The organism is Myxosarcina sp. GI1(2024), assembly GCF_053543375.1.
Genome location: NZ_JBKGTY010000023.1, coordinates 1 through 14325, shown reverse-complemented (window position 1 = coordinate 14325; position 14325 = coordinate 1). Strand labels below are relative to the sequence as shown.

Below are 14325 nucleotides of genomic sequence, written 5' to 3'. Positions count from 1 at the left end.
AATTAGTTAATCACAGGTATATTCTCTCTGTTCGGATTTTTTGCAACAGAACCAGAAAAAGAACTCCACTGATAAAGCGACGGCATTTTTGAGGCTTGCCTACATAAATATCTGGTTGAGACAGAAGAAAATCGAGGATTTTTTTCCAATCCGAGTCGTTAAGTCTAGCACGATTACTCATTGGGGTTTTCGCTCTTCAAATAGCTGCAACTCCCTTTAGGTTCTTGTTTCTGATTCATTTTGTCAACAGAACTTAGATGTTTATTCTGACTCTATCTGACATAAACTTTGAGAGCCTTCAGCATCAGCAATAAAAGTCCCAAACCAATTATTTAACAATCTTTGAGACTCCGGACTCTCTATAACAAAATTTATAAAATCTTGCCACTCGGGATCGTTACTTGTAATAATCATTCCATAGCGATCGCAGGTTAGAGGCGGTTCGGGAATTAAAGGATATTCTTGCCGTGAAAGATTTTGTAACTGTGCTTCTGCTCTTAGTAAAATACCATCGCTGACCATTGCAGCTATTCTTCCCTGCTCTAATGCTTGTACCCCTCGATCTCTGCCCTTACGACCGCCAAACTTGACTAGTGTAGCTGAAGGATAACGATTTTCTAAAAACTCCGCCGTAGAAGTATTTCCCAGGACTCCGATTCTAACTTCCTCTAGATCTCCGTCGAGCTCGAGAGCTGAAGAATTAGCTGCCTTAATTAAAAATTGGGTACCGGAAACGAAAAAATTTGTGGAAAATTGAGTACCAATAGGAGGAGTGTCACGAATGGTATTAGGTCCACATTCAAGGTTAACTAAGTCTTGGGCTACTAATTGAAAACGATTAGTGGCACTAGATTTGAGTAGTCTGATTATTAAAGTATTTCTGTCTAGTCTCCTACTTAATTGCTCTTTGAGAATTACAAAAAAATCCAGACAATATCCTTGTAATTTTTGATTGCTATCTAAATAACCAAAAGGAGCAGCATCTTCACGGATAGCAAGTTTGACAACTCCAGTGCGTTGAATTGTTTCTAGTACTGTTTCCGCCCTAGCAGGAAAGGAAAAAAATAATAAACTGAAGCTGCCAACCAAAAAAGATGCTAATTTGCTATCCATTTTGAAAATTTCACTTGTCTAAATATTGGACTGCGACCCCCCTATGGATAAAAGCTCAACTGAGGTAAACCTGTAGTTTCTTGCCAACCTATCATCAGATTTAAACATTGTACTGCCTGACCGGACTGTCCTTTAATCAAATTATCAATAGCCGACATGACAATAACGCGACCAGTACGAGCATCTACTTCAACCCCGATATAGCAAAGATTGGTGCCGCAAGCCCATTTGGTCTGGGGATATACACCAGCGGGCAGAATTTTGACAAAAGGAGATGAGCGATAGAAAGCCGAATAAATAGTCAGTAAATCTTCTCTAACTAAATTGGGATCCCTTAAGGTGGCGTAAACTGTGGCTAAAATTCCTCTCACCATGGGAATGAGATGGGGTGTAAACTGAATTTTTATTTCCTGACGGGCTAAAGAGCTGCAAATTTGTTCGATTTCAGGTGTATGGCGGTGACTGCCTACTCCATAGGCACAAAGAGAATTATCCGCTTCGGCGAGTAGAAGATTAGTTTTTGCCTGACGACCGCCGCCCGAGGTTCCGGACTTAGCGTCGATAATTGCCGTTTCAGGTAGGATTAGACCTTGTTTTAACAAGGGAGCAAGAGCGAGTAAACTGGCGGTGCAGTAGCAACCGGGACAGCCAATTAATTGTGATTGAGCGATCTTATCGCGGTATAGCTCTGGCAACCCATATACGGCAGTAGCGGCGATCGCTTCATCGTTACGTTCTTTTTTATACCAATTTGTGTAGGTATTTAAATCTTGAAAGCGATAGTCTGCCGAGAGATCTAGTACTTTACAGCCTTTTTCAATTAGGGTAGGAGCAATTTGACAAGCAAGACCATTAGGCAAACCCAAAAAGACGATCTCGCATCTCGAAGCTACATTATCTAAATCGATCGTCTCGACACTGAGATCGACACGGTGAGCCAGATGGGGATAGAGAGTAGCAAATTGTTTTCCCGCGCTGCTATCTCCTCCCAGATAGACGAGATCGACTTCTGGATGTTCTAACAATAATCTGACCAGTTGTACTCCACCATATCCAGAAGCACCAATGATTCCTACAGATTTTTTTGACTGTTCGCTCATAATTTTGTTGATTTTAATCGATTGCCTACTCTATTTTTGCTTGTTTGTCGAATAAATTTAAGTTAAAGATAATACTAAATCAATTTCAATTTGTTTGCGCGAAAGTCTCTTAAATTCTTAGAATTTTTTCGGTGATTGCGTAGTACTGTTACTGCGATCGTTGCTGTTTTAATACTTGAAGAATGTCTTGGTATTCTTGCCGTTCTGGTTGCAATTTGGCTAGCTTTTCTAAGGTCGGAATTGCTTGTTCGGGATTTCCTGTTTGAAGATATAGTTGCGCTAACCCGGTTAATGCAGTTAAATTTTCTGGTTCTCGCTCCAACACTTTTTCATAACCACGGACTTGTGCCTGAATTTGTTCTTCTAGTGATTCAGTATTTGCCACGGTGTTATTAGTAGTATTTCTGTTGTCAAATAAACCTGCTAACACGGCAGCTCCAGTTGAGCCAATAAATGCCAATCCGAAGATTAAAATAACAATGCGCTGTAGCGTTTTTCTATTCATAAATTATGATGTCACTCCCAAAACATTGAATGCCAGTATACCTCCTCCAAAACCCAATAAACAAAGACAGGTTAAAAGAAACCATGAAAACCATCTTTGATATCCTGCTAGCTGTAAATCTAGCTTGAAAAGGAGAGCGGCAGACAATAATAATAAAAAATCAGCAAAGACCTCTACCATTTGAATAATTATGGCAAATGCAAAAGCTCCAATAAATATAGACAAAAAAGCTCTAACTTCCGACTTGAGCCAATTAGAAAGGCTGATAGTCATTAAAGAAATGGGAGCGGTAAAAGCGATCGTCAGCAAAATAATCAAAATTCCTCCGACGCTATAGAGAAAAACTATTGCCAGATCTCTTTCAAATTGGTTGAATATACTTCCTTCGTCGATTGAGGTCACACCCCAAGAGGTGTACGACCAACCATAAACTCCGTAGGTAAGTAAAAGTAAAATTAAAGACAGCCAAGGAATTTTTTTCAGCCGAAGCATTAATAATATTTAGTTATAGACAATCGATAATAAACAAGTATATTTTAGTAAGTTAAGTAAGCTACGATCGCGCCTCTTACACTGCTTATCACCAATTGTCTACAAACTAAAATTGCCGTGTCCGAGTTCCAAGTACCAAATTAAATCTGACTTAGTCACGAACTATTTAGGGTTTAATTTGCTAGCGACCGACATTTTATTTTTATTTAGGGCGGTTGCTTTGATTTTATCTGCTAACTGTGTTACTTGATACTTAGCAAGATCGCTTTTAGGACATACTTTGAATGATGTAATCGAAATAAGGACTAGCCTCAGAAGCATCTTCTTTATTCAAAAGTCCTAATGCAGCATTTTTCAAACAGCGAATGGCATCTACCATTCCTGGTAAGGGAACTCCGAGAGAATTGTACATTTCTCTAACACCAATCAAGCCAGTTTTTTCAATTGGTTCTTTATCTCCTGCCATAACTCCATAAGTAACCAGTCGTAAGTACCAACCAAAATCACGCAGACATTGATTGTATTTTTTTTGACCGAAAGCGTTGCCGCCTGCCGCCCGATATTCGGGGTGCATCCTAAATAAGTCTTTTCCAGCTTTGTCAATGATTTTCTTTTCATTTTCTGCTAGAGTTTCGGCGATACGGACTCGTCGTTCGCCGGTTGTTAAAAACTTTTTGATTCCTTCTAATTCGCCGCTACTAGGATAGCGGAGTTCATCATCTGCTTTAAGAATAACTTGACTAACTACGCTCATAATATTGTGGTAGATTTAATTAACTTTAATAATTTTAGCCGAACTCGCGTTTGTATATAGCAATTCTCGCCTAAGTGAGTTACGCTTCCTTTGCCATGGTAATACTACTTAATACATTAGTACAGTTGTTACAGATGTTGGTGTCTCATAACCACAGTAAGATACAGGCTTGAGTGTTCCCAGTCTAGTCATCACCAAAAAAATAGGAACGTTATCGTAAACGTTCCTATATTAAATAATTTAACTATCGCGATCGCGCCAACGACTGCTTGGTATTTAATTTAACTGTCGGTTAATTCTCCTGCGTTTTTAGTTCCGGCGATACTAGGGAATTTTTCGCCAAAATAGTTATTTAAAAAGGTATTAACCGCCGAAAGAATTACTGGTGCGAGAATAAAAGCCAGCAGTCCCGACACGTAGAAACCAGGGACAAACAAAGAAGCCAACCAAAAGCAGAAGCCGTTAACTACTAAAGAAAACGCGCCCAAACTGAGAATGTTAATTGGCAAAGAGAGAATGGATAAAACTGGTCTGGCTACACCATTAACTACACCAATTGCTGCTGCTGCCAACATCGCTGCTGGGAAGTTAGCTAAATTTACGCCTGGAAAAATAATATCAACTACTAAAAGACTTAGAGCCGTTGCTAGTAAGGTTAAAAGTGTTCCTAACATGCGATATTCTCCTAAACTTTAACTTTTTGTAATATTTACTATCAAATTTTTCGATAATCTTATTTTCGCTAGGTTATCTTATTTTCGCCTCTCTTCAAAGATGTATTTTTGTGCGATATTTTTATATTTTGATTGCAAATTAGGCAACTAATTAATCTCTCTCTTGATAGAAGTCAAAGATACTTATTATTTATAATAATATATAAACAAAAGTAAAAATAAAATTTGATTACAAAACTATGAAACTCGTTCAACTTATTGCTTGTATTTTAGTGCCTCCATTAGGAGTATTTTTAATTAGTGGAGTTAGTTCGGCTTTAATTATCAACATTTTACTGTCTTTATTGGGCTATATTCCAGGAATTATTCACGCTATCTGGATATATTCCAAGCAATCAGAAAAAGTCAACGTTTAAAAAGATTGCGCTTGCCAAACAGCTTTGAGCTTTAGACTCTGCCATACCTGGCGATCGCAGTAAAGGCTGAGTTTTCCCGTTGGTTGAGCCACGCCCACATGCGATCACCCAAAGAGAAATGCCACCATTCGCGAGGATGGCGACAAAAACCCGCTTCGGACATTACTTTATTAAGTAGCTGGCGATGAAGCTGATATTGCTCTGATTCAGTATGGCGATCGCCAGCGTAATAGTCGGGGTGCGATCGCTCCGAAAGTTCGTCAATTTCTCCTCCCATATTTAAGTCATTCCCCATTTCGTCGACGATAGTTAAATCTATAGCACTACCGGTACTGTGAGGTGGCGGCGTTGCCGGATCGTCACTAGGAACAGCCCAAAGCTGATATACTCTATCCCACAAGTCTTGACACTGCTGAGGGGATAGCTCGCTTGGATTTAACTCACACTGCGCTATGAGAGTATTGAAAGTATAGTCAACCATAAACTGCTGTACTGCCAGGGGGCGATAGGCATCAAAAATTTTTAACTGCCACCGAGGATGTTCTTTAGTTAATAAAGATTGAGCTTGGAGTAAAGCTGCCACCACTCCCTGACGTAGGTAATAGGGAGATTTATTACCATATTGTGCTCCCAACTTCTGATAAGGATGGGGTGACTCTACAGCAAAATACTTTAGAGGAATGGGAATCAATGGTTCGCCACATTCTTGAATGGGAATTTGTAGTTCGGGTTTCATATCACGTCTAGTGCTTGGCGATCGCTAAATTGAGTTAGAGGAGCTAGTTACTCGAAGTTTTTTGTCTATTAAACCTCCTCTACCGAGCCAATTCTAGAACCTCTACAACTCTTAATTTTTATTTAACAGACAATTAATCTATAATAATTTCTCCACAGGATGACTTAAAAAAACGAGTTAACCGCCACTGACTCTGACAAAATTAAGCTCGAACCCGAGGAGCAGAGCATAAGTAATAATTACTACACTACATATAGTGGTTAAGTAGAAAAAATATCGATTCACACTCCATATCTAGTGTTATGATACTAATCCGATTTTAAACAAGGGTTAGTAAAGATGGATTGTCTCTGGGAATGGAAAGCTAGTTGTGTCGATGAAGAGTTGACACATTTAAATGTAATTCCCTTAGCGGGTGCATCTCCTTCAGAGTATCTACTGTACTCTGATGCCATACCGAGAAGAAACGATGGCAGAGTTAGTCAAGGTTTTTTAGAGCGTTACGTCCACACCGATGCTGGTGGTTGGTGGTGTTCGGGAATCGATTTGCTTACGGGAGAAGAAGATGTTTGGGGCTGTTTTAAACCCGATCGCCCTCGTTATAGCGATCGCCAGAAGCCAATTAAGTACGAACATCCACCCTTCACGCCGACGGGTATATTTGCCTTGAGAGTTACCCTAGGAATTTGGCAACAAATAAGCGATCGCGCTGGGGTTGCCATTGCTACAGAAGATATCGACCAAAATCGCCCAGATTTGGGGTTTTGGCAGTGGTTAATCGCCCACCCCGAAGTTCCCCTCTGTATTACCGAAGGGGCAAAAAAAGCAGGTGCCTTGCTATCGGCAGGCTATGGAGCGATCGCCCTACCGGGAATCAATAACGGTTATCGTACTCCGAAAGATGCTAACGGCAAGCGCATCGGCAAATCCGATCTAATTCCCCAACTGCAAAAGCTAGCCACTTCAGGAAGAACTATCTATCTCGTTTTCGATCGCGACTCGAAACCCAACACGGTAAAAGCAGTTAATGCCGCGATTAAAAAAACTGGCTATCTCTTACAACAGGCTGATTGTCAGGTAAAAGTCGTCCTCTGGGATGCTCAGTTAGGCAAAGGTATAGACGATCTCATTGCCAATTGTGGTCGAGAATATTTTAACGAAGTTTACCAAAATGCCCTCAGCTTAGAAACCTGGAAAGCCAAAACCTGGAAGGGTTTGACCTATACACCCCAGGTAAAGTTGCGCGATCGCTATTTACCAGAACTAGAAATTCCGCCACAGGCAAAGCTAATCGGGATTAAATCGCCCAAAGGGACGGGTAAGACTAAATTATTTGAGAAAATTGTCGCTCGCGCCATTCAAAGACAGCAAAAAGTACTGGTAATCGGACATCGGATTCAGTTGGTCAAAGAACTATGTCAGAGATTCGGTCTTAAATATATTACTGAAGTCAGTGGAGATGACTGGTTGGCTATAGGTTATGGTCTTTGTATCGATTCACTTCACCCCAATTCTCTAGCCAAATTCGCTCCTGCTGACTGGAAAGATAGTGTGGTAATTATTGACGAAATCGAACAGGTTTTATGGCATGGCTTGAATTCTAGTACCTGTAGAGATAATCGGGTAGAAATTCTCAAAACTTTTAAAATCTTGATGCAGAATGTTTTGGCACGGCAGGGGCAAGTATATATCGCCGATGCCGACTTAAGCGATATTGCGATCGACTATTTAATCTCTCTATCGGGTATCGATCTCGAACCTTATATCATTCACAATGACTGGAAACCAGACACTGACTCTTGCTGGCAAGTATATAACTATTCCGGTAAGACTCCCAAACGGTTAGTAGCAGATTTAGAAACCTATATTCGACGAGGCGGTAAACCGTTCATTTGCCTCTCGGCACAGAAATTAACCAGTAAATGGGGCACTCAGAATTTAGAAGCCTATTTAAAACAACAATTCCCCCAAACTAAAATACTCCGCATCGATTCTGAGTCTCTCAGCGATCCCAACCATCCCGCCTATCAATGTATCGCTCGATTAAATACGCTACTGAGTCAATACGAGATCGTTATCGCCAGCCCCTCGATCGAAACCGGAATCTCCATCGAACTCAAACATCACTTTACTTCGGTATGGGCGATCGCCCAAGGTACTCAAGGAGAAAACGCCGTCAGGCAAACTCTCGCCCGTCTGCGAGATAATGTTCCTCGCTATCTTTGGTGTGCTTCCTATAGCTTCAATAAAATTGGCAACGGCTCGACTTCGATCCCAGGCTTGTTAAGTTCCAATCATCGCTTTACCCAGTTAAATATCCACCTGCTGCAACAGTTAGATCTTGCCTATCTCGACGATCTCGATACGGGTTTTCAAGCCGAGTCTTTGCTATGTTGGGCGAAAATGGCGGTGCGATATAATGCCAGCGCACTAGACTATCGCGGCTCGATTTTAGCTGCTCTAAGAGAAGAAGGACATCAAATTATCGATGCTGCTACTGTAAAAATTCAACAGCCCAAGAGCAACCCAGAAGCAAGTCTTTCTCTAGTTCAAGCCATTACCGAAATTAGCACCCAAAACTATCAAGCAGAATGTCAAGCGATCGCTACTTGTCCCGATCTTAGCGAACTAGAGTATCACGCTCTTAATAAGAGAATCGTTAAATCTTTAAGCGATCGCCGCAAGCTGAGAAAATACCAATTACAGCAACGCTATCATCTGCCCATAACCCCCGAGCTAGTCGCCCTCGATGATGACGGTTGGTATGATAAAATCCGACTGCACTATTTTTTCACCGTCGGTCGTTCCTATCTGGCTGACAGAGATACTCAAGTCGCTCGTAAACTAATCGAACGGGGTAACGGCAGCCTCTTTTTACCAGATTTCAATCATTCCCAATTGGGGGCAGTCGTGGGTACGATGGAAATATTGGGCATTCCCGTCCTGTTAAAAGATCCCAAACGACAGCTACGCAACAACGACCCAGACTTACAAGCTTTAGCAGCGATCGCCCGTAGTAACCGCAGCGAAATTAAAACTATCCTGAAGATTGGTATTGCCAAAAACTACAGTCCCATAACTATTCTCAGCCGTATCTTAAGCAAAATAGACTGCAAACTCAAACACATTCATTCTGAAACTCAAAATAAGAAAAGAATCCGCGTCTATCAGTTAGAACCGATAAACGATAAACGAGCCATCGTCTTTCAACATTGGTCGAACCTCGATCGCCAACGTCCGGGTAACTCTCTCTTTTGGACAGAAGATAAGTTTAATAGGTTAAAAAGCGATCGCTCTCAGCAAATTAATGATGGGAGTTACTTACAGCTGAGTTTGAAATTTTAAGGGACTTACACTATCGGTAAAGTTACACCAGCACTTTGATTTTGATATTTACCACCGCGATCGGCGTAGGTAGTCTGACAGGGTTCGCCTTCAAAAAACAACAGCTGCACCACCCCTTCGTTGGCATAAATTTTGACATCGGCACTAGAGGCATTGGAAAATTCCAGGGTAATACTCTGACCGTGCCAGGAACTTTCGAGGGGAGTAATATTGGCAATAACTCCTACCCGAGCATAAGTAGATTTACCGAGACAAATTGCCGTTACTGTAGGAGGCATTTTGATGCTTTCTAAAGAAGCACCCAAGCCGTAGCTATTGGCGGGAATAATAAAATAGGAAGAACCATCAGGATCGAAGTGTAGTTCGGCAGGTTCTAAATTTTTGGGATTGAAGTTTTTCGGATCGACAACCGTTCCGGGGATATGTCTGAATATTCTAAAATCGTGGGGTGAGAGGCGAATATCGTAACCGTACGAACTTAGTCCCCAACTAATCGTAGCAACTTCACACTCGGAATTAAAAACTGCCCGTCTAATTGACTTTTCTTCAAAAGGAGTAATCATTCCTCGGCGAGCCTGTTCGACTATCCACTTATCATTCTTAATCATTTCGTTCTACTACAAATTTCCTCTAGATCGTCAAGATTATTCCAAACTCGAATTTTAGACTATTTTATTTTTGGGCGCGAGCGGAACGTTTTTCAGTTTCGGCTTTGATCGCTGCCAAACTTTTTTCTAAACTGTCTTCGTAAATGCCGTAAAAAAAGCTATTAGCGGGACTAGACGCTGGTTTTACTTCAACTCGATGGGTGATTAAAACGCTGTTAGGAGGTGCGCTCGGGTAAGGAGATACTGGTTCGAGTAACCAGCTACCATTTAGAGTTTTAAAGTCTCCTGCTATTGCCTCAAATTGGATTTGCTGGGGATAAGATTCAGTTATGGCAAGGCGAACTCGAGCTTCTGTTTTAAAAATCAGGGTTTTTATCGTACTGATTTGCTCGAATACTTTGCGATCGCCATTGGTTTCCAGCAAACGACTGCTATCGACATTGGGTAGGAAATTATCAAATCCTTCGTAGTCAGTCAATACTTGCCAAGCAGTATCCCTAGAAGCCTCTACCAACATGCGACCCGTATATTTTCCTTCTTCCCCTGCCAGAGTGACTTTGCCTTCTCGCAAGGCGACTCGTTCGAGAACGGGAAGTTTATCTACTGGACCATCAAATAGTTTAGCATCAGCATCGGGACTGGCAATCAGACAAATAATTAAGGCAATCGCGCCAAGGCAAATTAAAAATACTTGACGGCGTTGTAGCATAGTAAAAGTTGAAGTCAAATTATGATGTTCCAGACTGAGAATTACAATCATCGCCTATTCTAGCTGGAGCGAGCGATACAAAGTTTAAAATCCCATTGCTCTGCTTGCTGTTTTTTATTTAATTACATCAACCTACCTAGTTTATAGATGTCAATTGGAAAACCTTACAGAGATTACGGCTTTTCCCACTACTTTATTCCGAGCTAAAACGATAAATTAATAATACTAAGTACATGAAGAAATATTAACTAGAGGGAGTTTTCTAAAAAGTGTTTGAATACTTTAACGAAAAAGCCATTAAAAGCGTCGTCCTCGCCCAAGAAGAAGCCAGAAATGCAGGACATAATCTTGTCGGGACGGAACATCTATTATTGGGGGCGATCGGGGAGGGCACATCAGCAGCAGCAAAAATTTTAGCGGCTAAAAATATTACTACTGAAAGTACGCGACAGCTAGCAACGGAAACGGTTGGTAAAGGATCCGGTTACGTTCCAGCCAACATTCCCTTTACACCTAAAACCAAAAATATTCTCGAACAAGCTTTTCAGGAAGCTCGCCAATTAAAAAATAATTATATCGGTCCAGAGCATATTTTATTGGCAATTACCAAGCAGAGTGACACTCTAGCTGGAAAATTATTAACCAGGCAAGGAGTAGATCTCAGACAACTACGAACGGAGATTATCAAGCAGCTAGGGGAACAAGAACCTGTAGCGGCGGCTGCTCCCAAACGAGGACCATTTGGATTTCCCGGTCCACAATCTAAGCCCGTAGCCCTTAAAGAATTTAGCACCAATCTGACCGAGCTAGCAAAAGAAGGTAAGCTCGATCCAGTAGTAGGTAGAAATGCTGAAATCGAAAGAGTAGTTCAGATTCTCGGCAGACGTACCAAGAATAATCCCGTTCTAGTGGGAGAACCAGGAGTCGGTAAAACTGCGATCGCCGAAGGCTTAGCGCAGCGCATTGTTAGTGGCGATGTAACTCAGCTTCTCGAAGGCAAGCAGGTAGTTAGCCTCGACATGGGTTTATTACTCGCTGGAACCAAATTTCGCGGTGAGTTTGAAGAAAGACTTAAAGGCATCGTTGACGAAGTCCGTAATGCCGGTAACATTATTCTAGTTATTGACGAAATTCATACCCTGGTAGGTGCCGGAGCCATGGGCGGTGCGATGGACGCAGCGAATATGCTCAAACCTGTTTTAGCTCGGGGTGAAATTCAATGTCTCGGTAGTACCACTCTCGATGAATATCGCAAGCATATCGAGCGCGATGCAGCTTTAGAACGTCGTTTCCAAAAAGTAACTATTGGCGAACCTTCCGTAGCAGATGCGATGGAAATTCTCAGCGGTTTACGCAAAACCTATGAAGAGTTTCACAAAGTTAAATTTACCGACGAAGCCATTAAAACTGCGGTTACTCTCTCCGAACGCTACATTAGCGATCGCTTCTTACCAGATAAGGCGATTGACTTAATCGATGAAGCAGGTTCGCGGATCCATTTAGAACATTCTCTAAATAGCAACAATAGCGAAGAAAAATCTGAAGTAGCCACAATCGATCCTCAAGCTCTAACTCCCGTAGTAGATGAAGATGACATTGCCAGAATCGTTGCAGCGTGGACGAAAATACCCGTAACCAAAATGACCGAAACCGAATCGGAAATCTTACTTCACTTAGAAGATAACCTGCACGAACGTGTAATCGGTCAAGATGAAGCAGTCAGAGCCGTAGCCCGGGCTCTTAGACGTTCGCGTTCTGGTTTGGGCGATCCCAACCGTCCCATTGCCAGTCTCTTCTTTTCCGGTCCTACTGGAGTGGGTAAAACCGAATTGGCTAAAGCTTTAGCCATTCAGATGTTTGGTTCGGAAGAAGCAATTGTCCGTGTCGATATGTCCGAGTTGATGGAAGCTCATACTGTTTCTAAATTAATCGGTTCGCCTCCAGGATATGTCGGTTACGATGAAGGAGGACAGCTAACTGAAGCAGTACGCCGTCAACCATATACAGTGGTGCTGTTTGACGAAATTGAAAAAGCTCATCCCGACGTGTTCAACCTGCTATTACAGTTACTAGATGACGGTCGGTTGACAGATGCTCAAGGTCGCGTGGTGAACTTCAAAAACACCCTGGTTATCATGACTTCTAACGTCGGTTCTAAAGTAATCGAAAAAGGTGGTTCTGGTTTGGGATTTAGTTTCGCTGAAGATGAGTCCGAAGCACAATATAACCGAATCAAAGACTTAGTCAATCAGGAATTAAAACAATACTTCCGTCCTGAATTTCTCAATCGCCTTGACGAAATTATCGTCTTCCGTCAACTTACCAAACCTGAAGTTAAAGAAATTTCCGAATTGCTCCTGCAAGAGGTATTTCAAAGACTTGAAGAGCAAAGAGAAATTTCTTTAGAAGTTACCGAAGCTTTCAAAGACAAAGTAGTCGAAGAAGGCTACGATCCTAGTTACGGTGCTAGACCCTTACGTCGCGCCCTAGTTAGACTTCTAGAAGATAGTTTGGCAGAAGCGATTTTGTCTGGTCAAGTATACGAAGGAGACAAGGCTATAGTTGATGTTAACGATGAACAGGTAACCATATCTCCAGTCTCACAACCTGCTCTAGTCGAAGCAGTTAACTAACAGCTAAAGCTTCTGATAAAACTTCAGAGTATCTCTAAATAACTTACAAATGGGCGTAACGCCCATTTTTTTCTGTTTTAAGTAAATATTAAAGAACTAACGGTACTTAAACAAAAACCAAGCCCAAACAAAGCCCAAACTAGCTTTATAAGCGGTAAAAAGGTCGCGATTATGATTGAGCCACTCTACAAAACGATACGGACAGCTCACGATTCTGAGCCAAGCTCAGAATCCGTGTCCTCAAGATATAGCTGTACGAAATGCTTCTAAAGCTTCAGGAAATGTCTCCAAAGATTTGTTTGCCCAACGCCTTCTTAATCCTCCCGTTAGCTTGTGCCAAAGAATAAAACTATAGGCACAAAATACCAAAATAAAATGCCTTTCTAAACTTTTTTTCTCTCTGACTTGATATTCTTTTAACCCTAACCATCCCTTGGCTTCTCGATAGAAAACTTCTACCCAATTTCTTTCTGAATAGGTGTTAACTATCCACTGTTCGGTTACTTTTTCTTCTTCAACATTTGTGATTAAGTAGTCAATATCTTTGGCATCTTCAAAGACTGGTGCGCTCATGACGATAGCTATTTTTCTAATTCCTTCTAGCTTTGATATTTCTGCCTCTAGTATTGCTACCCACACGGTTCTGGGTTTTTCACCCTGGATTTGAATCTCCTTGAATTCTTCATCAGATAACCATTGAGCATATTCATCTACTCTGATTTTTTCTAATTGATTTTGATTTGATGGGGTTTTAACTAAAATATTACGATTTTTAGCTATTCCTCCTACATACTTTAATTTCTTTTCTTCTAATTCCTTCAAAAAAGATCTGTTGTTTCCATAGGATGAATCTATTAAAATTATTCCTGGTCGATATCCCCGCCTCAAACTTTTATCAATTAATTCTAGGGCTAAGCTCGGTTTTTTTTGAACTCTGGGTCTTTTTTTCCTTCGGATAAAGATGTAGCGTGTTGATATAATTCTATGTCTAAAGGTAAGCTTTTTTTGCCATCATATAGATGAGTTGTTACCACGACATTGCCATTATCTGTTTTGCCGATTTCCCCGATGTATTGACGACCTACTCCTGCGGTAAAGTTCCTGCTTTTCCTATGCCCAGAGTCATCTACAATTAGAGTAAATCCTCGACTTATTCGAGTTTGATTACATTTGTTCATCACCTCCAAACGACGCTCATTAATCTTCTCTGCCGACCAAGTTGCTTCCGTCAAAAAGCGAT

Annotated in this window: 13 protein-coding genes and 1 pseudogene; 3 read left to right on the top strand and 11 right to left on the bottom strand. The window is 41.3% G+C overall.

What is annotated here, in order from left to right:
• Positions 1-10: 10 nt before the first annotated feature.
• The 7 genes from ACLFKQ_RS30780 to ACLFKQ_RS30750 all read right to left on the bottom strand — a co-directional run bounded on the left by ACLFKQ_RS30780 (position 11) and on the right by ACLFKQ_RS30750 (position 4638).
• Complete coding sequence (locus ACLFKQ_RS30780) at positions 11-181, bottom strand: hypothetical protein (protein ID WP_449003403.1); 171 nt, start codon at positions 179-181, stop codon at positions 11-13.
• Positions 182-261: 80 nt separating this feature from the next.
• Positions 262-1113: a transporter substrate-binding domain-containing protein gene (locus ACLFKQ_RS30775; RefSeq protein ID WP_449003402.1), complete on the bottom strand. Its 852-nt coding sequence runs from the start codon at positions 1111-1113 to the stop codon at positions 262-264.
• Positions 1114-1154: 41 nt separating this feature from the next.
• Positions 1155-2213: an N-acetyl-gamma-glutamyl-phosphate reductase gene (gene argC / locus ACLFKQ_RS30770; protein WP_449003401.1), complete on the bottom strand. Its 1059-nt coding sequence runs from the start codon at positions 2211-2213 to the stop codon at positions 1155-1157.
• Positions 2214-2361: 148 nt separating this feature from the next.
• Positions 2362-2718: a tetratricopeptide repeat protein gene (locus ACLFKQ_RS30765; protein ID WP_449003400.1), complete on the bottom strand. Its 357-nt coding sequence runs from the start codon at positions 2716-2718 to the stop codon at positions 2362-2364.
• A 3-nt stretch (positions 2719-2721) separates the two neighbouring features.
• On the bottom strand, positions 2722-3210 hold the full coding sequence (locus tag ACLFKQ_RS30760; protein WP_449003399.1) for a hypothetical protein: 489 nt from the start codon (positions 3208-3210) through the stop codon (positions 2722-2724).
• 268 nt (positions 3211-3478) lie between these two features.
• Positions 3479-3964, bottom strand: coding sequence for an allophycocyanin (locus ACLFKQ_RS30755; protein ID WP_449003398.1), 486 nt, complete (start codon positions 3962-3964; stop codon positions 3479-3481).
• A gap of 281 nt (positions 3965-4245) precedes the next feature.
• Positions 4246-4638: a phage holin family protein gene (locus ACLFKQ_RS30750; RefSeq protein ID WP_449003397.1), complete on the bottom strand. Its 393-nt coding sequence runs from the start codon at positions 4636-4638 to the stop codon at positions 4246-4248.
• 239 nt (positions 4639-4877) lie between these two features.
• Here ACLFKQ_RS30750 and ACLFKQ_RS30745 point away from each other — a divergent pair, with 239 nt between their 5' ends.
• Positions 4878-5054, top strand: coding sequence for a YqaE/Pmp3 family membrane protein (locus ACLFKQ_RS30745; RefSeq protein WP_449003396.1), 177 nt, complete (start codon positions 4878-4880; stop codon positions 5052-5054).
• 31 nt (positions 5055-5085) lie between these two features.
• On the opposite strand, the gene ACLFKQ_RS30740 is transcribed toward ACLFKQ_RS30745, so the two are convergent.
• Positions 5086-5790: a M15 family metallopeptidase gene (locus ACLFKQ_RS30740; RefSeq protein WP_449003395.1), complete on the bottom strand. Its 705-nt coding sequence runs from the start codon at positions 5788-5790 to the stop codon at positions 5086-5088.
• Between the two features lie 339 nt (positions 5791-6129).
• Between ACLFKQ_RS30740 and ACLFKQ_RS30735 the strand changes: the two genes are divergently transcribed.
• Positions 6130-9135: a plasmid replication protein, CyRepA1 family gene (locus ACLFKQ_RS30735; protein WP_449003394.1), complete on the top strand. Its 3006-nt coding sequence runs from the start codon at positions 6130-6132 to the stop codon at positions 9133-9135.
• Between the two features lie 5 nt (positions 9136-9140).
• Here the strand turns inward: ACLFKQ_RS30735 and dcd are convergent, their stop codons facing one another.
• Together dcd and ACLFKQ_RS30725 are read right to left on the bottom strand one after the other, a co-directional pair.
• On the bottom strand, positions 9141-9743 hold the full coding sequence (dcd, locus tag ACLFKQ_RS30730) for a dCTP deaminase (RefSeq protein WP_449003393.1): 603 nt from the start codon (positions 9741-9743) through the stop codon (positions 9141-9143).
• Between the two features lie 64 nt (positions 9744-9807).
• Positions 9808-10470, bottom strand: coding sequence for an SRPBCC family protein (locus tag ACLFKQ_RS30725; RefSeq protein ID WP_449003392.1), 663 nt, complete (start codon positions 10468-10470; stop codon positions 9808-9810).
• Positions 10471-10721: 251 nt separating this feature from the next.
• Between ACLFKQ_RS30725 and ACLFKQ_RS30720 the strand changes: the two genes are divergently transcribed.
• A complete protein-coding gene (locus ACLFKQ_RS30720) occupies positions 10722-13085 on the top strand; it encodes an ATP-dependent Clp protease ATP-binding subunit (RefSeq protein ID WP_449003391.1) in 2364 nt (787 codons plus the stop codon).
• Between the two features lie 96 nt (positions 13086-13181).
• Here the strand turns inward: ACLFKQ_RS30720 and ACLFKQ_RS30715 are convergent.
• Positions 13182-14325: pseudogene (locus tag ACLFKQ_RS30715) on the bottom strand (IS701 family transposase); the annotation flags it as partial.